Below are 18,503 nucleotides of genomic sequence, written 5' to 3' on the forward strand. Positions count from 1 at the left end.
GCAGACAAAACCAGCTTCTTTAAAGAAGCTGGTTTTTTTATGTTATGACTGAGGAGCAAGCACACGTGCAGCTTCCCACAGCAAGACGCCGTCTTTATTTTTTGTTAATTCCACGTAGCCTTCTTTTTCTAGATACGTAAGCTGGCCGTACACTTCTGAGAAAATAAAGTCAGGTGCTTTTTGATACATATCCGGGAAAAATGCAGCGCTGACTTCAAGCGTTGTTTTCTTTCCTTCCCCCATCGCTTGTAACACGCGCAGCGCCCATTTATGCTGCTTTTGAATACGTTCCATAATTAAAGAATGAATGTCACTAAGCGGTTCACCATGACCGCTGTAAATCAAATCAATGTCGTAGTTCAACGTTTTTTCTAGAGACGCTAAGTAGTCCAATAGCGGCGTTGGCTTAGGGTTTTGAATGGTTGGCTCTAGGTATGGATTTGACGGGACTTTTGGCAAAATATGATCTCCGCCAAACGCGACTTTTTCTTTTCGATTGTAAAACATCAGCTGACTCAAAGAATGTCCCGGCGTTTCAATTACTTCCCACTCACTCGCATACGGAAGTGTATCGCCTTCTTTTAAATAACCTGCCAGCTTCTGCCCTTTAGGTGAATAAACTTGAATCGCAGCCGTTGCTTTACGAAGCCATTCTTCCATTACATCATCACTGACTCCAAACTCTATAAGGAAATTACGGTATAACTCATTATGCTGCTGAACAAACTCTTCATCTTGGTAAATCCAAGGCTCCACAAGCTTATGACCGTAAACCGGTATATCACTCGGCAGCCATTCTAAAAATCCAGTGTGATCCGGATGCTGATGAGTAAGAATAACTTGTTCAATATCTGTTACTTTATATCCTTCTTTACGAAGCGCCTCTTCAAAAACGCTCCACGCTTCTTTGGTTTTCATACCTGCATCAATTAACGTTAACTTGTCTGCTTTTAATAAAAACACATTCACTGGTCCAATTGGAAATGGCGTAGGCAGTTCAATGCGTATCACTTTATGATCTAAACTCATTTTACCAAACCCCTATATCTGCATTCTTTTTACTTTTTTATACTGTTAAACGTCTTATTCTTTTAATTAGTCAATTTCCTGCTAACGTCTACCTGTAAAAGTACTCTGAGCAGCAGTCATTACATAGCTCTTTGCACTCGTACAAACAGTCACATAAACTCATACTATTAATAGTTTAGCAGGTTTGAAGACAAATTGATAAAGGAATGCTTTCCAGTGTACTTATTTAAAGCAAACGAATGGTTCATCAAACGAAAAAAGTAAGATAGAATAAAGAGACGAAATGATGATATAAGGAGTATAGGTTATGATTAAAGCGATTTTTCTTTTTATCTTAGCGGGTCTTGCTGAAATTGGCGGAGGCTATATGATTTGGCAGTGGCTGCGCGAGGGAGCATCAAGCTGGTTAGGACTTCTGGGCGGTATTGCTTTGGTGCTGTACGGCGTTATTGCTACGTGGCAGTCGTTCCCCGACTTTGGACGTGTATATGCAGCTTACGGCGGTATTTTTATTGTTTTAAGCCTGTTTTGGGCGTGGTGGGTTGATAAAAAAATGCCCGATACATACGATTGGATTGGCGGACTTGTGTGTCTGATTGGCGTAGCGGTTATGCTTTGGCCAAGAAGTTAAGCAATCACACAGGAAGGAGCGCGCTTTTTCCCCTTTTGTTCAGAGGAACCAAAATAAAAAGTAGCCTATATATAGGCTACTTTTTATTTATCACTTGTTGAATCTGCCGAAAAAGCCTTTTCTTTTTTCCTTAAACGTATTAGGTCTATGTAAGTTAAATAAGTGTTCGATGCCATTTTCCATCATCTTTTCTAGCGAAGCTTCTTGTCCATGCTGGAAATAGTACTCCATTTCTTCTTCATACAAAGGGAGAAGCGTATGGAAATAGACTGGCCACTCTCCGTGGGTTTCTTTTCCGTTTTCAAGATACGGCATCATAAATGCCTCTTGGCACTGCGGAAGAGGAGGCACGACCATAACACCACAAAAGCTGCTTTCTGGTGAATACGGTTGAACGTGTAAAGGCAGCTTCACCTTTTCACCTGTTAACATTCGTTCATAAGTATCCACGTAGCGATCCAGCTCTTGATTTGGAAACACCATCCACTGACCAATCCAATTCATATGGTTTACCGCAAAGCTTCCTACTTGATGCATGACTTGTGGAATCCAGCTGTACCGTTTATCTTCAAACGGATCTTGATCTGCATGCATCACCAGTTCAACGTACGCGCTGTCTAATCCAGGGGGTGCCGGCAGGCGAAGCGTACTATAACCATGTGTTGCTACCGTATAAAACGGCACTGATTCTGTAGGAGCCATTTCATAAAAACCTGCCTCTGTCACCTCAGCTGATTCTGCTTCAACACGGCGGATAATTGGCCCATAATATGCTTGTAAGTGAGCTTCCACATCCTCATCGAGCGATTCGCGAACAAATGGATTTAACTCTTCAACTGAAGCTTCTGCTTCCTGTGATGACCATACTTCATAGAAAGTAAAACCGGTTAGCCCGTTTTCTAGCACTGCCTCTCGAAATGCATCAGAAACATAAATTTCTGGAGAGATAATAGGAAAATCTCCTAGACTATGTTCGGTATACTTTATTCGAAAAATTGGCTGTTCCTTTACCTTATCCTCTATAAAGGATAACTTGTCGAACCCTCCAAAATCATCAGGTATTGATTCTGAATAGTTCACACATTCGTTTATCACATTAACAATATTAACAGCGTAGCACTTGTATTCAGGGTGAGTAAGAGGAACAAATTCTACAAACTCAGAAATTAGTTTTTCTAAGCTCTGAACAGCATATCCATCGATAATTGGAGGAGTTGCAAAGCCTTTATAAGTTAAAAGGTTATTTAACTCTCCTTTTTCATATGTTTCAACTGGAAGATTTGTTTTACTATGTAGATACTCTCCTTCCTGCAGCAGATTTCTAAATAGTGTTTCGTCATCTTCCTTGTTAGCAGCGGCTATTTGCTCACTTTCTAAACTCGTACTTAATTTCCACATTTTCACAATCAACACCTCTAGTTTCTATATAGGAAGTGTATCCATTATAAAATTTCCACTGTTCTATCCGAATAGGAATATATAACCTTTTACGCACAATTAATTCTACCATAAGGATAGAAACCTAAAAGTATTAGGCTTTTGATTGCGAAAAAAGACAACCCAAAGGTTGTCTTTTCCATTACTTCAATTCAGCCCATCTTTTATCTAATGATTTTAATAGCTCATCTTCAGATGTTTGGCCGCCAATGTATTCTTGTACATCTGCTCCAAATTTTTGCGTTACGCCTTCAGGGAATTTTGTCCATTCCCAAGGAAGCGTTTTTTGCTCCTTAGAATATTTAAGAAGTTCTTCACCTAAAGGTCCGATGTCTTTTGCTTCGATTGACTTAAAGGCTGGAATGTACTTGAAGTCTTCTACTAGCGCTTTTTGACCTTCTTTAGATGTGACCATCCAGTTTAAGAAGTCTTTTGCTGCTTTTTTATCTGCCGCTGGTGCTTGTTTGTGAATAACCCAGTTGCTTGGAACGTCAATTGCAAGCTTGTCAGATGCAGCTGCATCGTCGCTTAGCGGCATAGGTAGAATCCCTACATCCATGTTCGGCGTAATTTTATCAAGCATTGGCTGAATCCAGTTTCCTTGCTGAATCATCGCTGCTTCACCGTTCGCAAATTTCGTTACTTGCGTGTTATAGTCCGTCGTTAACGGATTTTTGTTTCCATATTTTACTGTTAAATCAAGCAGCTTTACATACTGTTTGAACTGCTCGTTTCCTGCGATTTTTGTACTGCCGTCATTTAATCCTTTAATAAATGCATCCGGATCTTTTTGACTGGCAAATGGAATATTTAAGCCGTGATTTCCAAGCACCCACCACTCGCCGTAGCCGATAGAAAATGGCATAACGCCGGCAGCTTTTAGCTTTTTAGCCGCTGCTTCTAATTCTGAATATGTTTTTGGAAGTTCTTTGATGCCTGCTTTTTTGAACAGTTTTTTGTTATATGTAAATCCATAGCCTTCAAGACTGATTGGCTGTCCATATACTTTACCGTCCATCGTCATTGGTGTAAGTGTGTTTTCGTATGCGTCATCAATCCAAGGCTGATCTGATAAATCTTCTAATTTATTTTTCCACGTTTTCGCCTCTTGATATCCGCCGTTTGTGAAAAGGTCAGGTGCATTCCCCGACGCAAACTGCGCTTTTAAAGCAGCTGCGCCGTCAGCTCCTCCACCAACCGTTTGGATATTAAACTTTACGTTTGGATGTTCTTTTGTATATTGATCAGTTAGAGCTTTTAGCTGGTCTGCAATTTCAACTTTTCCTTGAAATACATCTACTACCACTTGATCTCCGCCGCTTTTTTTATTACCAGATGCGCTTTCGTTTGAGCATGCGGTTGAAAATAAAAGCGTAGCCGATAAAACACCTGCCGCTAAAGGCCATTTTTTCATTTTAAATGCCATTTTCCGTTCCTCCCTATTTGCTGCTGGTTTTGACGCCTCAGCCTCAAAACCAGCCCTGTTGCCGATACTATTATTTAATTGAACCGCTTGTAATTCCTTTAACAATGTGTTTTTGCATTGCAAAGAAGAAGATTAATAGCGGGATAATACTGATTACAAGTGCTGCTAGTGCTAAATCCCACTGCTTTGTATACTGACCAAAGAAGAAGAATGTCGCAAGCGGAATCGTTCTTAGCTCAGGATCTTGCAGAACAAGAGACGGAAGTAAGAAGTCATTCCAAATCCATAGGCTGTTTAAGATAACGACGGTTACTGTAATTGGCTTTAATAACGGGAATACAATTCTCCAGAATACGCCTAGACGTGAGCATCCGTCGATGATTGCCGCTTCTTCTAGCTCAACTGGAATTCCTTTAATAAATCCGTGGTATAAGAAAATCGTCATACCTGAACCGAAGCCTAAGTACATGATCACAATACCCCAAATGCTGTTTAACAGATTTAAGTTTCCTGCTACTTTTACAAGTGGAATCATGATGGATTGAAACGGAATAACCATTGCCGCTACGAATGCCATAAAGATAATGCTGCTGATTTTTTTCTTTGTTCGAACCAGCATGTAAGCTGCCATTGAACAGAAGATGACTAGAACTGCGTTACTGATAACAGTAATGATTAGCGAGTTGCTAAGCACCTTTAAGTAATTCATTTGGTTGAATGCATTAACAAAGTTTTGAAACTGAATCGTCGTCGGCAGTGCCGATGTGTTTGATAAAATTTCTGCAAATGACTTCAACGAGTTTGAAAGCACGTAATAAAATGGAACCAAGAACACCAGTCCAAGCAGGACTGCCAAAATTTCAACAATAAAGGTTTTGCTCGTATATTTGTTTCCCATCACGATTCAACCTCCTTCTTCTTGGTGTATGTTACTTGAATAATTGTAATTGCTGCTACGACGATAAAGAAAATTAAGGCTTTTGCTTCACCTAGACCGTATCTGTTATTCACAAATGCTTCTGTATAAATGTTAAGCGCTAACATTTCTGTTGATTTAAATGGACCACCGTTTGTTAATGATAAGTTGACATCAAATACTTTGAATGACCATGAAATCGTTAAGAATAAACAAACCGTTACTGCCGGTGCTACCATTGGAATTGTGATGTGACGAAGAATTTGCCATCTGCTTGCTCCGTCAATTTTTGCTGCTTCAATTAGCTCTTGCGGTACGTTTTGCAGCGCTGCTGTGTAAATAAGCATGATATAACCTGCTCCTTGCCATACACTTACAATCACGATGCCCCAAAATGCTGTTTTTGCGTCTCCCAACCAAGGAAGTTCAAAAAGCGAAATTCCCGTGATTTGTCCGATAGATGCAAATCCTTTTACAAAAATGAACTGCCATACAAATCCTAGTAAAAGTCCGCCAATTAAATTCGGCATAAAGAAAACCGTACGTAAAATGTTTCGTGTTTTTAACATTTGAGTAACAAGGATTGCTAACACGAACCCAACCACATTCGTTAAGATAATTGCAACGACCGTATATTTTGTTGTGATCCAAAACGACTGCTGAAACTGCTTATCTTCGGTGAACAAGTACTTAAAGTTATCAAGTCCCACCCAGTTAATCGTGCCGTTTACTCCGTTCCAGTCTGTAAATGAGTAATAAATCCCTGTAAAAAATGGTATAAGTACAATCACACAAAACGCTAAAAGTGCGGGCCCTACAAATAGAGCAAATAAACCTACATTTTTCAAATTTTTACGTTTTTTCGTATTAATAGATGGTTCTCTTTTAAGTTCTTGCTCTAAAGGAACATATTCTGTCTCCTGTAATTTACTTTGGCTATTCATCTTACTAGCACCTCCCTATGTCTTATTTTAGCGAAATCCGTTATTTATGAAACCGCTTTAATTGACAAGTAGGGTGTAAAATATTGACCTTTGTGCAACATTTTCTCCCCTGTGCACATTTTACGCATTTTTTTAAAGCATGCATGAAAGAAAAGCTAGAAGTGGACGACGTATCTTCTTATCCTATACACTAGAAAAAAGATGTAGTTGGGAGGAACATACTCATGACAGCCAAACGAGCGTTAATTACGGGTGCCAATTCTGGAATGGGGCTGGCCACAACGATTGAACTAGCTAAAAAAGGATTCGAAGTCATTATGATATGCCGAAATGAAGAAAGAGGAAATGCCGCTTTAGAAGAAGCGAAACGCCAAAGCGGATCGGATTCCATATCTCTTATGACCTGTGACCTAGGTTCTCTTGACAGTATCCGGGCTTTCAGTGAAGACTTTACGTCTCGCTACAGTGTACTTGATGTGCTGATTAATAACGCAGGTGTGGTGACAATTAAGCGTGAAACAACACAAGACGGATTTGAAATGATGCTTGGTGTCAATCATTTGGGTCACTTTTTATTAACTAATTTGCTTTTAAATCCGCTGAAAAAATCTCAGCAAGGACGCATTATAAACGTTGGCTCCGGTGCTCATAAAGCTGGAAAAATAGACTTCACCAACCCTCATTTAACAACGGGATTCGGAATATGGCGAGGATACTCTCAGTCTAAATTAGCAAATAACTTATTTACGGTTCATTTAAGTAAAAAGTTAAAAGACACTTCGGTAACCGTAAATTGCCTTCACCCCGGAGCAGTTTCTACCGCTATCGGCGTTAACCGTCAAACCGGCTTTGGAAAAAGCGTTCACGCCGTGCTTCGGCCTTTCTTTTTAACGCCTCTTGAAGGTGCCGAAACAGCTATTTATTTAGCGGACAGCCCTGAAGTAACGCATATTAGCGGCGCTTATTTTTATAAAAAACGCGTGACGCCCCCTTCTTCAAGAGCAAAAGATGAGCGGCTAGCAGAAGAATTTTGGGACTGGAGTGCGCGCGAAGTTGGTTTATAAAGTAGATAGATACGCTTGGGAAAGAAGAAAGCAATGAAAAAAGGTCAGCTTTTCAGCTGACCTTTTCGTATTAGAAAAACGTTAGTCCTATAGCAAAAATAAAGCCTGATACAATTAACGTCGTCACGCAATAGCCCATTATATCTCGTGCTCCCAGTCCTGCGATGGCTAGTGCAGGCAGTGCCCAAAACGGCTGCGCCATATTCATCCATGCTTCTCCATAAGCAATGGCCATCGCAGCGACTCCCGGATCTACGCCGAGCTGTTCAGCTGCCGGCATAATAAAAGGTCCTTGTACAACCCAGTGTCCCCCTCCCGACGGAACGAAAAAGTTCACAACGCCGGAACTTAAAAACGCGAGAAACGGAAATGTCGTTTCATTTGAAATCGAGATAAAGGCGTTCGTTAGCTTCCCGCCTAAACCTGATAGCTCCATCATGCCTTGTATACCTGCATAAAACGGAAACTGAATCACAATCCCAGCGGTGCCTTTCGCAGCATTTGAAACGGCATTCATATAAGATAAAGGCGTGCGGTGAAGCAAAATACCCGTCGTAAAAAACAATAAATTCACTGTGTTGATATCCATTTTAAAGCCGTTTGTAGCAAAATAATAAATTAAATATGAATACCCAAGAAGTGCAATTGTTAGACTTAAAAACCTGCTGTTCTCCATGCGTACAGCAAATGTTGGCTTAGAAGAAGTTGTCTCAACAACTGTAGCAGGAGCCATTTCATCTTCTGCCAATAGTCTTGGATCAATTTCTACCACTTCTTTTCCCGTCGGCATCATCAGTCTTGTCATAATAGGAAGGACAATCAACAATCCGAGGGTAATAAATAAGTTGTAGCCTGTAAAAATTGTGTCTGACAGCGGAATAAGTCCAGCCGTTTTTTCCATTGGGTTTCCAGGTGTAGCAGCGACAAGAGGAATCGAACCTGACAAGCCCCCGTGCCATGTTAAAAACCCTATGTAAGCACAGGCAATTAAAAACCGATAATCAGATCCCGGCACGCGTTTCGCTACTTCTTTCGCAAACAGCGCACCTACAATTAAGCCAAACCCCCAGTTAATCATACAGGCCATAGCTGCGCCGAGCGTGACCAGAATAACCCCTTGCGCCGGAGTTTTGGCTAACAGTGCTATGTTCACAAGCCACTTCTTTACAAGGGGCGAGCTAGCAAGCGCATGCCCCGTGACAAGCACTAAGCTCATTTGCATCGCAAATGCCAGAAGGTTCCAAAAGCCGCTTCCCCAAAACTGAACCATCTCAATCGGCCCGTGAGGAGTAAAAACAATACCTGATACAAATAAAATTAGCGTCAGGATTAAAGCAAATACAAACGGATCAGGTAAAAAGCGCTGCACAAGCGCCGTAAAGAAATTAGATAACGCTTTCATTTTACTCCTCCTTTACAGGAATACTCCTGTGAATAAATGTCGACAAGCATCTTTAATTATACATAATTTGTTGAAAATTGTTAATATTTAGTTTAACAAAAACCCTTCTGGTTTTCAGAAGGGTTTTACACACTAAATGTTTGAATAAGAGTTGGCTCTCCGTCAAGTTCAATTTTCTTTTCTTGAAAGGAAATATGTAAGCTTTCATAAATATGTTTCCAAAATGAAATAGCCCGCTTGTTGCCTGCAAGCTCAATAATCATATACGTTCCTTTTCGATGAGAGAAAATGTCTTTTACCGTTTTCGAAGCGATGCCCTGCCCTCGGTATTTGTTTAAGATAAAAAAATCATTGATGCAGTAATCTGCTTCTTGCTGAAGTGCGGGCTGTTCTAGAAGTAAAAAAAAGCCCGTCAGCTTATCATCTACTTTAATAAAGTATGGCGAGAGGCCTTCTACTTTCCAAAACAGGGGCAGCTCTTCAAAATGAAAAGCTCCATCTTCGCGAATATCTAAAGAAGGTGTATACGCAGATAAATCATGGAGATAAAGAGAATACAAATTTTGCAAAACGCCCGCTTGGTTTTTAGGTACTTTTTCAATCGTAAGCATTCTTAGTTCATCCCCTTCTTTTCCTATCATAAGGGTTTTTTGTGAAAGTTTACAGTAAAAATGTTTGGGGCAGAGTACAGAAAGATAGATAGTGAAACAGCTCTTTTTCATTTTGTGGATAAATTAAATGCAAACAAAAAAACGATTATCTCCGGTACTGTACGCTCCGTCTGATAATCGTTTTTTATGTTTTGTATGCTGATGCTGAAGTTTTTCCTGCTTTGTTTTAGTTTTGCGCGTTTCCATGTCTGCAAATACAAACAGGCTGCGGTTTAATTCTGGATTTCGCTTTCCTTCACGCGTCATTTTATCACGCATTTTTTTTGCTTTTGACTTTGCCATGTAACTTCCTCCCTATATAAACGATGTATACATATCTTACTGCTTTTTTATAAAATGTCAAGTGCAGAAGCACTGATGTATTCACAGTGCTTCTGTATAGTCAAGACTCTTTGTTTTTCAGCATATCATCTAACTTTTGCTCCATGCGCTGAAGCCTTTTTTCATTTGCCCCCTGCTTTTGAATCAACCTTTTTAAGCCTATAATAAATGCAATTATTACTCCTGCTATTCCTATGAGGATAAGCAGCATAAGAATTTGAAAAATAATATCACCTATATTAACCATAGTTCCACCTTTTATCTATTTTTTTACATTATATCATTTTTTAGTTATTTCTGCTTTATTTTACAAAAAAAGCTCTCAGTGCTGAGAGCTTCATTTACTATCTTCATCGTAGACCGTCCACTTTTCCTGTTTGATTTGATTGGAAACATCAATCAGTTTATTTTTCACTCGATCCTTTTCTGCTCCTGTTAAAGGCGTAGGTCGGTAGTCGTTTCGCGCAGTTGTGGAAGAAATGCGGAATGGAATCACATTGATGTCTTTGTTTGTCGTTAGCTTTCCATCTTTAATCGTAAACGTCTGTTGAAATACAAATGTGTCCTTATCACTTGGATTTTTGTTTCCGCCAAACATAAAGTTTCCTAAGCTATAGACAATAAATTTATTTTTGTACTCTTCAATTCCTTGAACAACATGAGGATGATGACCTAAAATTAAATCTGCTCCGTTATCAATTGTATACTTCGCCAGTGCCTGCTGCGCTGTATCAGGAACATAGTGTCGTTCAGATCCCCAGTGGAAATGCACAATAATAATTTTAGCGCCTTTTTCTTTTAAAGACTTAATTCCGTCTTTAATCTGACTTCTTACTTCTTTTGTGTCATCCCAGCCCGGATATCCAAGCAATCCTACTTTGACTCCTTTTACCGTTGTAATATATGTATCTTCATAGCCAAAATAGCCTATTCCGCTTTTCTTTAAGTTTTCTCGTGTATCATCATATCCTTGCTGTAAATAATCATGCGTATGATTATTAGCCAAGTTAACGGTTTCAATACTTCCTTGCTTTAAAATATTTACGAACGAAGGATCACCTTTAAAACGAAATGTTTTACTTGCTTTTTCCGTCGCAGTTGTCAGCGTTGTTTCTAAATTAACCGTTGTTAAGTCATCTTGCTCAAAGATCGATTTTACATTTTGCGTAAAATACGGCAGGCCATTTCTTGCTGCTACGTCGTTAAAGGTAGAATCGTACCCAAAGCTTTCATCGTTTCCTAAAGTAAAATCTCCTGCTGCGCTAACTTTAATAGTTGTATTGATTGCGTCTTTTTTCTCTTTTTTACTCGCTTCTTCTTTAGACTTTACCGTTTCTTCTTTTTTCTGCGGCTCAGAAGAGGTTTGTTCTCCTGCTCCTCCGCACGCTCCCAATAAAAAACACAAACTTCCATAAATAACAGCTTTTTTTAAATACTTGTTCATGTAACGTTAAAACCCCTTTTTACGTTTTGATAACTGTGTCTGGACTTGGTGTTTACTGCTTATTTCGCCAAATACATACAATTCTCCTGTTATATCGGCAAAATAAGTGAAAATTTTATAAAAAAAGGAAGTTTTTATATTCTTTTTGGGTTAGAACAAGAGATTTTAGCTAAGAGAAAAGTAGCGCAAACGCTGCGGAGAAAACTGATGAGCTGTACTAAACTTCAAGTGATTCACAAAATAGCACAGCGATTCCAAACATCACCTAAAATAAAAACCTCCTTTGCTCATGCAAAGAAGGTTTTATCTAAACTTAACAAATCGAATCATTAGATTTAGGGTTTTTGAGTCCAAATAACGGTCGGATAAATAGTGCTAAGCCTGTTCCAAGCATCGCCATAACCATCCATACCCATCCGTGAAGACTAAATGAAGCAATGCCGCCAAAGTATGCGCCGATGTTACAGCCAAAAGCAAGACGCGCACCATACCCCATTAAAAGGCCGCCAACAACAGCTGCTCCTGCGACGCCGGGCTTAATTTTCCCTGGTTTGAACGTTCCTTGCGCCGTCGCTGAAATGAAAGCTCCTAGGATGATCCCAAAGTTTAACACGCTGGTAGAGTCTGCTAGCACACTTTGCGTTAGCGCTTCTCCATTTGCACCTTGGAAAAATCCCCAGCTCGATACATCTATCCCGGCTGCCATCATGGCTTTTCCGCCCCATAATGCAAAAGCAGAAGTGATTCCCCAAGGGTTTCCTCTTACAGCCAGCGTCAATGCATTTAATACAGCCAGCACAATCGCCGCAGTAAATAGAGGCCAAGAGCCGCGAATGATCTTTTTCCACCCTTTTGTCGTAGGAAGCTGCTTCATCATCGGCGGATTTTTCTTTTTGGCAATTTGAATCGTAATCCAGTAAATCGCTGCGAACGCGATAAGCTGTACAATCCAAGCACCAAAATAACCAAGGCCTGTCGATTCAGCTAATGAAATAGGGGGAAGCGAAGGTTGTTTTTGCCAAAATGGCAAATGATACGCCCCGAACATAGAACCTACAATAAAGGATAAAAGCGTTAAAATCATGGAAGAAGAGCCGCCGCCTAACGAATACAGCGTTCCTGAGGCACATCCATTTCCTAACTGCATGCCAATTCCAAACATAAACGAACCAACTATCACGCTGACTCCTACAGGTGAAACATATCCTTTTGGCGTTACGCCTGTAAAGCTAAAGCCTGTACTTAAAATGATAGCAAACAGCGTTGAAGCAATCGCTAGCATAAGCATATGCGCCTGTAAACCTTGAACATTTCCGACAGATACCAGTCGGCGAAATGCTGATGTAAAGCCAAAGCGTGCGTACAGAAGCGTCATTCCTAGTGCTAGACCGATAATAAATAACACACCTTGCGTCCAGTTAGTCGTTAGTACAATTGCAAGAAGCAAAATAACTGCTGCTATAGCCCCTCCTGCAAATAATGGCTTTTGCATAGGGCTTAATTCTGTTACAACAGTAGTTGACTTCGATTTATATGATGAGTGCAACGTTTGTGCCAAATCCATCCACTCCTTTTCTGATAGAAATACTAAGAATTAATATTTATCATCTTATAGCACTTCCCTTTCTCTGTAAACTATTTAGCAAAATGAAAGTGAATTGTTTATTTTTTGAGTATTCTTACTTTCATTCATACAAAAAGCAGAAGTTTCTGTTCTTCTGCTTTTGGCTGCTAAACGTAAATAGAATGAATCTCTTTTAACGGTTTAGGATTAGGCTTTGCAAAATAATACCCTTGAAACAAATCATAACCCATCTCTATCAGGCATTTTAAATCTTCTTCTGTTTCTACTCCTTCTGCGAGAGCCTGTGCCCCCATTTTATGGGTGATAGCTAACATCTCTTGGGCCACTTTTTTCTGTTTCTCATTCTTACTGACTCCGTTTGTGAATTCAAATGCCAATTTCACGACGTCAGGCTCCACTTCTAAAAGCCGATTCAGCGTATTATAGCCAACTCCTACGTCATCTAAAGCATATTTAAATCCGTGGGAACGATAATAATTCAAAATGTTTTTTAAATGCTCAATATCTTGAACATCCTCCGTTTCAATCACTTCAAATACAATTTGCTCGGGCTTTATATTCAATTCTTGAATTAATGTAAATGTAGATGCTAAGCAATGCTCAGGGTTATATATTGCTGTAGGAATAAAGTTAATAAAAATCAGCTGATGATCAATAATACTAGCATTTTTTACAGCTTCTAAGCGGCAGGCTCGGTCAAGAGCGAAGGTTTTATTTCTTATTTGAGCAGCTTCAAACATTTTAAAAGGCGGTATAATACTTCCGTCTTCTTCTAATCCTCTTGATAAAATTTCGTGGCCAATGATATGCACGCGTTCATGATCAACCGATACAATCGGCTGATAATATGAGCAAATTCGCTTGTCTTCAATCAGCTCATCAATCCACAAGGCATCTTTCATTTTTTGGAAAGCGGTGATTGGCTCCATACGCGGCAGGTTTTCAAACGGGCTCCGCTGCTTGGCTTCTACAGCCCGCACATGCCGAGGGTCTAAACGCTGATGAACATAATCCATAAAACTCCAAAAGATATCTTCCCTCATCCAGACCATATCTTCTCCAAGAGTCTTCCATTGGTTTTGAGAAATATCTTTAAAGTATTTTTCCAATTTCTTCACATCGCTTGATTGCTGAAAAGAAACCGTATATCCTGTCCTAATTGGCAGACACGCGTCGCACCCCATAGCTCATCTTCTCCCTCATTTATCATCAGTTTTTTGTATGTATACATGGATAGTTCTTAGGAACTATACCACTTTTAAGAAACTTGCAAACCCTATTTTTCCGCTAAAATAGAATGTACCAAAAAATTTTGGTAAAATGATAGACGTGTTTTATTGTCTACATCATAAGACGCACTTGATAAAAGGAAGTGAACCATACATGAGCAAAAACCGTTTTACGAAGTGGTTTTTATTTTCTTTACTACTCTTTGCCTTAAGTACTGGAGCAATGTATTATACGCTCTATATATCGTACTGGGCGTATTCTATTAAGCTGTTTTTAATCGTGGTGCCTTTTTTTACATTATTATCGGTTGCTTTCGGTTTGTTGGTAATCGTTCATGAGCGCAGAAGAAAACGCGTATTTCATCTACAAAACGACGGAGATAGTCCTAAAAGTACTTTTATTCAAGGCTTTTCGGAAATAGCGGTAGGAGCAGGAGGCATCTTGCTGTGCTTTTTTCTTTTTCTTTACTTTCTAATGGATTATTGAGTACATATAAAAAAGACGAGCAGACAGCTCGTCTTTTTTATTTGGATCTTTCTAGAATATCTCTAACGCTTGCATGATCAAGCTTTTTATAAGTTCCAACACCTGGTTTTACAAAGGTCTTTTCAACAATAGCATCAAATTCAGAATCATCAATATCATAGTCACGCAAGCAGTTCGGGGCTCCTAAATCATTCCAGAAAGTACGAAGCGCTTTTGCACCTTCCATTGCTGTTTCTTCATCGCTTTTTCCCGCTGGATCAATACCAAATACGTTTACAGCCAATTGTTTTACACGAGAAGGATCTTCTTTTAAGACATGCTCCAGCCAGTTAGGGAACAAGATAGCAAGGCCGCCTCCGTGGGGAATATCATACACGGCCGACAGAGCATGTTCAATACGATGAGTAGCCCAGTCTCCCCCGTCCGTTCCGTTTGCTAAGCTTCCGTTAAATGCCGTCGTGCTGATATACATCATCGTTTCACGATACTTATAAGAAGTCAGGTTTGTAAGAAGCTTAGGACCTTCTTGTACAGCCGTTCTTAGCAATGATTCAATAAAGCCGTCGATCATCGGCGTATTTTCTGTACGATGAAAATAGTGTTCAAGCGCATGCGACATACTGTCAACAATTCCATAGACGGTTTGATCGCGCGGCACTGAAAACGTGTACGCCGGATCTAAGATAGAAAAGACAGGAAATACGTGAGAAGACGTCCATCCTAGCTTTTCTTTTGTTTCCCAATTTGTAATAACAGAAGTTGAATTCATTTCAGATCCTGTTGCTGCAAGTGTTAAGACCGTTCCAAAAGGAAGAGCACCTGTAATCTCTTCTTTACGTGTAATTAAGTCCCATGTATTCCCTTCATACACGGCTCCAGCTGCGATAGCTTTTGTACAGTCGATCACGCTTCCTCCCCCGACGGCTAAGAGAAAATCAATGTTTTCTTTTTTACATATGTCAACGCCTTTAGCAACCGTAGTCAAACGAGGGTTCGGTTCTACACCAGACAGCTCGTGAACAACTGCGTCAATAGACTGAAGTTCAGCTTTCACTTCGTCGTATACGCCATTTCGTTTGATGCTTCCTCCTCCGTATACTAACAGAACCTTTACTTGTTTATGATAAGAAGCAAGCTCTTGCGATAGCTTCGTAATTTGATTTTTTCCAAAGTATAACTTTGTAGGATTGTGCTGCAAAAATATATTCATGTTCTACACCTCTAGTTTTCTTTTCTTATAAAAAGTGTATCATGAAAGCAGCTTCATCATTATTGAAGATTCTCTATATCTATTATCAATATTTTTGATAACCTTCTTGTACAAGTGAAATGAATTGTTGAATGGGTGCCGTCAGCCATTTTTTCTTTTTGAATATGAGCTGTGAATAAAGATAAAACTCTTCGTGGTCAAACGGGATTTTAATCAGTTTTCCACTTTCCATCTCTTGTTTTACCGCTATTTCTGGTACAAGAGCAATACCTAAGTTATCCGCTACGCACTGTTTAATAGCTTCGAGGCTGCTAAATGAAATCACCGATTGCATATGAATACCGCTGCTGCGCATCATCTCTTCTAAAAGCGTGCGATAAGGGCAGCCGCTCTCAGTTAAAATGATGGTTTCCCCTTCAAACTCTTCCATTAGAACGCTGTTTCTTTTACTAAAAGAATGGGAAGGCGAAGCAATCATAACCATCTTTTCTTTTCGAATAGGAATCACTTCTAAGCTTGAAGATGTTTGAAGGCGATCAAGCAAAACGGCTACATCATACTTTCCGTCAATAATTCCTTGTGTTAAATTTGGACATAAACCCGCTTCTAGCATAATCTTTAGAGAAGGGTGCTGCTTTTTTAATTCACGAATATACGGTGTAATAAAATAAGCGGCCAGCGACTCCACGGTTCCTATTGAAACGGTTCCTCTAGCATCTTCGTTCGTAGTAAGGCACTCTTTTGCTTCATTTAATAACTCGGTTACTTGATTCACATAATAAAGCAATTCTTCACCAGGCTGAGTCAGCTTCATTTTTTGTCCTGTTCGTTCAAATAGTTTTTGACCGTAATGATCCTCTAATTTTTTTATATGAGTGGTAACGCTTGACTGAGCATACCCTAACTCCTCGCCCGTTCGTGTATAGCTCCCCCACTTCGCTACTTCTTTAAATGTATATAAATAATTAATATCCATGTGCTGCTCCTTATGTACCACTGGTTTGTTTCGTTATCTCTGTGCTAAAGCTGTTCTAGTAATCAGACTAGAATCATAGTACAGTATAAACGAACTCGTTTTGCCAAGCAATTTTATCAACCGTAAAGATTATTTTTATATTAGGCAATTACGCCGCTTTTTGTTCATAGAATGAAAAACAAACCTATGAAAAGAAAGGGTGTATCTCGTGACAGCCTACAAAGAAGTGTTATATAAAGGAAAACGCTTTGTACTAATTCACGTATATGATTCAGGATACTGTGAAATTCGACCGATTGATCATGCTTTTAAGGTCGAACTTGTGCGATTAGATGAGATAGAACAATGTGGATAACAGTCATGAACGCAGCTAATGCAGCTGCTTTTTTATTTGTGTTAAAAACAAGTGGATGAGGTAAAAATAGCTGAATTGGCTGGCCTTTTACATAATTTCTTCCTGTATACTTTGTAACTAAGGATATTCGCACTTATTTAGTTTCTATACTTACTCGAGGTGATGACATGAAAAAAGGCTGGCTGGAATGGATATTATTATCCGTAGCGTTAATTTGGGGAGCCAATTATACAATCGGAAAATTTGGAGTTGCTCATATGTCTTCCATTCAATTTAGCGCACTGCGTTTTATAATGGTCGCTCCTATTCTTTTACTTATTACAGGAATAATAGAGCGAGGCATTCGGATCGAAAAAAAAGACTGGGGGCGTTTAATAGCGGTCAGCATAGTAGGCGTTACGCTCTATCAAACGCTGTTTATGGTATCTGTTAAGTATACGACAGCTACAAATGCTTCTTTACTTATTTCCATGTCTCCTATTTTCACAGGAATCTTAGCTATATTATATAAGCATGAAGCTTTTTCGTTAAAAACACAGCTAGGCTCTGTGCTTGCTTTTTTCGGGGCTGCGTTTGTACTGCTGTTTGGTCACTCTAGTCATGCGCTGTCGCAGCTTGCATGGTTCGGAAACATCATGGGGATTGTGGCAGCCATTGCTTGGGGCTGGTACCCGATTTTAGCAAAACCTTTAGTCGTAAAATATTCTGCCTTGCGCGTGACTGCCTGGTCTGCTTTGATCGGAGCTATTCCACTTACTGTCTACTGTCTTTTCACCTATCAAACACTTACCTGGCCAACAGATATAGGCAGCTGGAGCTCTTTGGCATACTCTGTTTTGTTCGTGACGGTGTACGGGCTGGTAATGTGGTACGTAGGAATTGGAAAAATTGGATCTACAAAAGTAATGGTTTACATGTATGTTATTCCTTTGTTCGCCGTTGTTTTTGCTGCTGTAGCCATTGGAGAAACCATCAATTCCATGCAGCTGCTTGGAGGACTTATTATTTTTAGCGGTTTATATATTGTTAAAAAAAGCCCTGCTCCGAAAACAGCTCTCAAACTCAAAAAAGCAAACTAAAAAGAGTAACAGGTTTGGTCAATACGGAAAAAATGCTAAAATCCATGTAAATAAAAACCTAATTGGCAATGTGAATGGTAATGAATAACGCTGAGATTTTTTCTGAGCGTTATTTGTATATTATTTTAATGTCCTAAATTGAATTAAACGCCCGTTGGTTTGATTAATGAACATTTAGTATATTGATTTTTGGTTTATATTCATGAGTAATTTTATGTTCTGCTAGTAGCTTTGTAAGAAAGACAAAGCCTTTCTTCTGGCTTTCTATTAACAACTCTTTTATATCATGCTCCATAA

Annotated in this window: 18 protein-coding genes and 1 pseudogene; 5 read left to right on the plus strand and 14 right to left on the minus strand. The window is 39.5% G+C overall.

The features are described from left to right. Nucleotides 1–42: 42 nt before the first annotated feature. Nucleotides 43–1,029 (minus strand): MBL fold metallo-hydrolase, encoded by a 987-nt coding sequence (locus ACO1DI_RS26360; protein ID WP_423145754.1) that lies wholly within the window; start codon nucleotides 1,027–1,029, stop codon nucleotides 43–45. A gap of 307 nt (nucleotides 1,030–1,336) precedes the next feature. Here ACO1DI_RS26360 and ACO1DI_RS26365 point away from each other — a divergent pair, with 307 nt between their 5' ends. Then, entirely contained in the window at nucleotides 1,337–1,660 is a 324-nt protein-coding gene (locus ACO1DI_RS26365) for a YnfA family protein (protein ID WP_115654170.1), read from the plus strand. 90 nt (nucleotides 1,661–1,750) lie between these two features. On the opposite strand, the gene ACO1DI_RS26370 is transcribed toward ACO1DI_RS26365, so the two are convergent. The 4 genes from ACO1DI_RS26370 to ACO1DI_RS26385 all read right to left on the minus strand — a co-directional run bounded on the left by ACO1DI_RS26370 (nucleotide 1,751) and on the right by ACO1DI_RS26385 (nucleotide 6,383). After that, nucleotides 1,751–3,058, minus strand: a complete 1,308-nt coding sequence (locus tag ACO1DI_RS26370; protein WP_423145794.1) for a suppressor of fused domain protein — start codon at nucleotides 3,056–3,058, stop codon at nucleotides 1,751–1,753. Between the two features lie 181 nt (nucleotides 3,059–3,239). Continuing rightward, nucleotides 3,240–4,523 (minus strand): ABC transporter substrate-binding protein, encoded by a 1,284-nt coding sequence (locus ACO1DI_RS26375; RefSeq protein WP_423145755.1) that lies wholly within the window; start codon nucleotides 4,521–4,523, stop codon nucleotides 3,240–3,242. A 70-nt stretch (nucleotides 4,524–4,593) separates the two neighbouring features. Further along, nucleotides 4,594–5,421, minus strand: coding sequence for a carbohydrate ABC transporter permease (locus ACO1DI_RS26380; RefSeq protein ID WP_013057493.1), 828 nt, complete (start codon nucleotides 5,419–5,421; stop codon nucleotides 4,594–4,596). After that, on the minus strand, nucleotides 5,421–6,383 hold the full coding sequence (locus ACO1DI_RS26385) for a carbohydrate ABC transporter permease (protein WP_013057494.1): 963 nt from the start codon (nucleotides 6,381–6,383) through the stop codon (nucleotides 5,421–5,423). The genes ACO1DI_RS26380 and ACO1DI_RS26385 overlap by 1 nt, the downstream gene beginning before the upstream one ends. A 224-nt stretch (nucleotides 6,384–6,607) precedes the next feature. Between ACO1DI_RS26385 and ACO1DI_RS26390 the strand changes: the two genes are divergently transcribed. Beyond that, nucleotides 6,608–7,447 (plus strand): SDR family oxidoreductase, encoded by an 840-nt coding sequence (locus tag ACO1DI_RS26390; RefSeq protein ID WP_115654172.1) that lies wholly within the window; start codon nucleotides 6,608–6,610, stop codon nucleotides 7,445–7,447. 70 nt (nucleotides 7,448–7,517) lie between these two features. Here the strand turns inward: ACO1DI_RS26390 and ACO1DI_RS26395 are convergent, their stop codons facing one another. The 7 genes and pseudogenes from ACO1DI_RS26395 to ACO1DI_RS26425 form a co-directional block, all read right to left on the minus strand. Further along, a complete protein-coding gene (locus tag ACO1DI_RS26395) occupies nucleotides 7,518–8,849 on the minus strand; it encodes a TIGR00366 family protein (RefSeq protein ID WP_014459643.1) in 1,332 nt (443 codons plus the stop codon). A 125-nt stretch (nucleotides 8,850–8,974) separates the two neighbouring features. Continuing rightward, a complete protein-coding gene (locus tag ACO1DI_RS26400; RefSeq protein ID WP_050690496.1) occupies nucleotides 8,975–9,460 on the minus strand; it encodes a GNAT family N-acetyltransferase in 486 nt (161 codons plus the stop codon). Between the two features lie 107 nt (nucleotides 9,461–9,567). Beyond that, a pseudogene (locus ACO1DI_RS26405) lies at nucleotides 9,568–9,802 on the minus strand (hypothetical protein). Nucleotides 9,803–9,902: 100 nt separating this feature from the next. Further along, the gene (locus ACO1DI_RS26410; protein ID WP_013057499.1) at nucleotides 9,903–10,088 is read right to left on the minus strand and encodes a DUF4083 family protein; all 186 of its coding nucleotides are present in this window, start codon (nucleotides 10,086–10,088) and stop codon (nucleotides 9,903–9,905) included. Between the two features lie 90 nt (nucleotides 10,089–10,178). Beyond that, on the minus strand, nucleotides 10,179–11,285 hold the full coding sequence (locus ACO1DI_RS26415) for a CapA family protein (protein ID WP_014459640.1): 1,107 nt from the start codon (nucleotides 11,283–11,285) through the stop codon (nucleotides 10,179–10,181). Nucleotides 11,286–11,598: 313 nt separating this feature from the next. Further along, nucleotides 11,599–12,843 (minus strand): YeeE/YedE family protein, encoded by a 1,245-nt coding sequence (locus tag ACO1DI_RS26420; RefSeq protein WP_339997565.1) that lies wholly within the window; start codon nucleotides 12,841–12,843, stop codon nucleotides 11,599–11,601. A gap of 173 nt (nucleotides 12,844–13,016) precedes the next feature. After that, nucleotides 13,017–14,054 carry an EAL domain-containing protein gene (locus ACO1DI_RS26425; RefSeq protein WP_339997563.1) on the minus strand — a complete coding sequence of 346 codons (1,038 nt, stop codon included), beginning with the start codon at nucleotides 14,052–14,054 and terminating at the stop codon, nucleotides 13,017–13,019. A gap of 199 nt (nucleotides 14,055–14,253) precedes the next feature. Between ACO1DI_RS26425 and ACO1DI_RS26430 the strand changes: the two genes are divergently transcribed. Beyond that, on the plus strand, nucleotides 14,254–14,586 hold the full coding sequence (locus ACO1DI_RS26430; RefSeq protein ID WP_339997561.1) for a hypothetical protein: 333 nt from the start codon (nucleotides 14,254–14,256) through the stop codon (nucleotides 14,584–14,586). Between the two features lie 37 nt (nucleotides 14,587–14,623). Here the strand turns inward: ACO1DI_RS26430 and ACO1DI_RS26435 are convergent, their stop codons facing one another. Both ACO1DI_RS26435 and ACO1DI_RS26440 read right to left on the minus strand, forming a co-directional pair. Next, on the minus strand, nucleotides 14,624–15,796 hold the full coding sequence (locus ACO1DI_RS26435) for an iron-containing alcohol dehydrogenase (RefSeq protein WP_339997560.1): 1,173 nt from the start codon (nucleotides 15,794–15,796) through the stop codon (nucleotides 14,624–14,626). An 85-nt stretch (nucleotides 15,797–15,881) separates the two neighbouring features. Then, the gene (locus tag ACO1DI_RS26440) at nucleotides 15,882–16,772 is read right to left on the minus strand and encodes a LysR family transcriptional regulator (RefSeq protein WP_423145756.1); all 891 of its coding nucleotides are present in this window, start codon (nucleotides 16,770–16,772) and stop codon (nucleotides 15,882–15,884) included. 208 nt (nucleotides 16,773–16,980) lie between these two features. Here ACO1DI_RS26440 and ACO1DI_RS26445 point away from each other — a divergent pair, with 208 nt between their 5' ends. Next, nucleotides 16,981–17,127 (plus strand): hypothetical protein, encoded by a 147-nt coding sequence (locus tag ACO1DI_RS26445; protein WP_013057506.1) that lies wholly within the window; start codon nucleotides 16,981–16,983, stop codon nucleotides 17,125–17,127. A gap of 167 nt (nucleotides 17,128–17,294) precedes the next feature. Continuing rightward, complete coding sequence (locus ACO1DI_RS26450) at nucleotides 17,295–18,206, plus strand: DMT family transporter (protein ID WP_116740784.1); 912 nt, start codon at nucleotides 17,295–17,297, stop codon at nucleotides 18,204–18,206. Nucleotides 18,207–18,503: the final 297 nt, after the last annotated feature.

The organism is Priestia sp. 40 (assembly GCF_049368575.1).
Classification (GTDB): domain Bacteria; phylum Bacillota; class Bacilli; order Bacillales; family Bacillaceae_H; genus Priestia; species Priestia zanthoxyli.

Coding starts and splice junctions, on each gene's coding strand:
- ACO1DI_RS26360 (WP_423145754.1), bottom strand. CDS start 1,029: ATGAGTTTAGATCATAAAGTGATACGCATTGAACTGCCTACGCCATTT.
- ACO1DI_RS26365 (WP_115654170.1), top strand. CDS start 1,337: ATGATTAAAGCGATTTTTCTTTTTATCTTAGCGGGTCTTGCTGAAATT.
- ACO1DI_RS26370 (WP_423145794.1), bottom strand. CDS start 3,058: ATGTGGAAATTAAGTACGAGTTTAGAAAGTGAGCAAATAGCCGCTGCT.
- ACO1DI_RS26375 (WP_423145755.1), bottom strand. CDS start 4,523: ATGGCATTTAAAATGAAAAAATGGCCTTTAGCGGCAGGTGTTTTATCG.
- ACO1DI_RS26380 (WP_013057493.1), bottom strand. CDS start 5,421: ATGGGAAACAAATATACGAGCAAAACCTTTATTGTTGAAATTTTGGCA.
- ACO1DI_RS26385 (WP_013057494.1), bottom strand. CDS start 6,383: ATGAATAGCCAAAGTAAATTACAGGAGACAGAATATGTTCCTTTAGAG.
- ACO1DI_RS26390 (WP_115654172.1), top strand. CDS start 6,608: ATGACAGCCAAACGAGCGTTAATTACGGGTGCCAATTCTGGAATGGGG.
- ACO1DI_RS26395 (WP_014459643.1), bottom strand. CDS start 8,849: ATGAAAGCGTTATCTAATTTCTTTACGGCGCTTGTGCAGCGCTTTTTA.
- ACO1DI_RS26400 (WP_050690496.1), bottom strand. CDS start 9,460: ATGCTTACGATTGAAAAAGTACCTAAAAACCAAGCGGGCGTTTTGCAA.
- ACO1DI_RS26410 (WP_013057499.1), bottom strand. CDS start 10,088: ATGGTTAATATAGGTGATATTATTTTTCAAATTCTTATGCTGCTTATC.
- ACO1DI_RS26415 (WP_014459640.1), bottom strand. CDS start 11,285: ATGAACAAGTATTTAAAAAAAGCTGTTATTTATGGAAGTTTGTGTTTT.
- ACO1DI_RS26425 (WP_339997563.1), bottom strand. CDS start 14,054: ATGGGGTGCGACGCGTGTCTGCCAATTAGGACAGGATATACGGTTTCT.
- ACO1DI_RS26430 (WP_339997561.1), top strand. CDS start 14,254: ATGAGCAAAAACCGTTTTACGAAGTGGTTTTTATTTTCTTTACTACTC.
- ACO1DI_RS26435 (WP_339997560.1), bottom strand. CDS start 15,796: ATGAATATATTTTTGCAGCACAATCCTACAAAGTTATACTTTGGAAAA.
- ACO1DI_RS26440 (WP_423145756.1), bottom strand. CDS start 16,772: ATGGATATTAATTATTTATATACATTTAAAGAAGTAGCGAAGTGGGGG.
- ACO1DI_RS26450 (WP_116740784.1), top strand. CDS start 17,295: ATGAAAAAAGGCTGGCTGGAATGGATATTATTATCCGTAGCGTTAATT.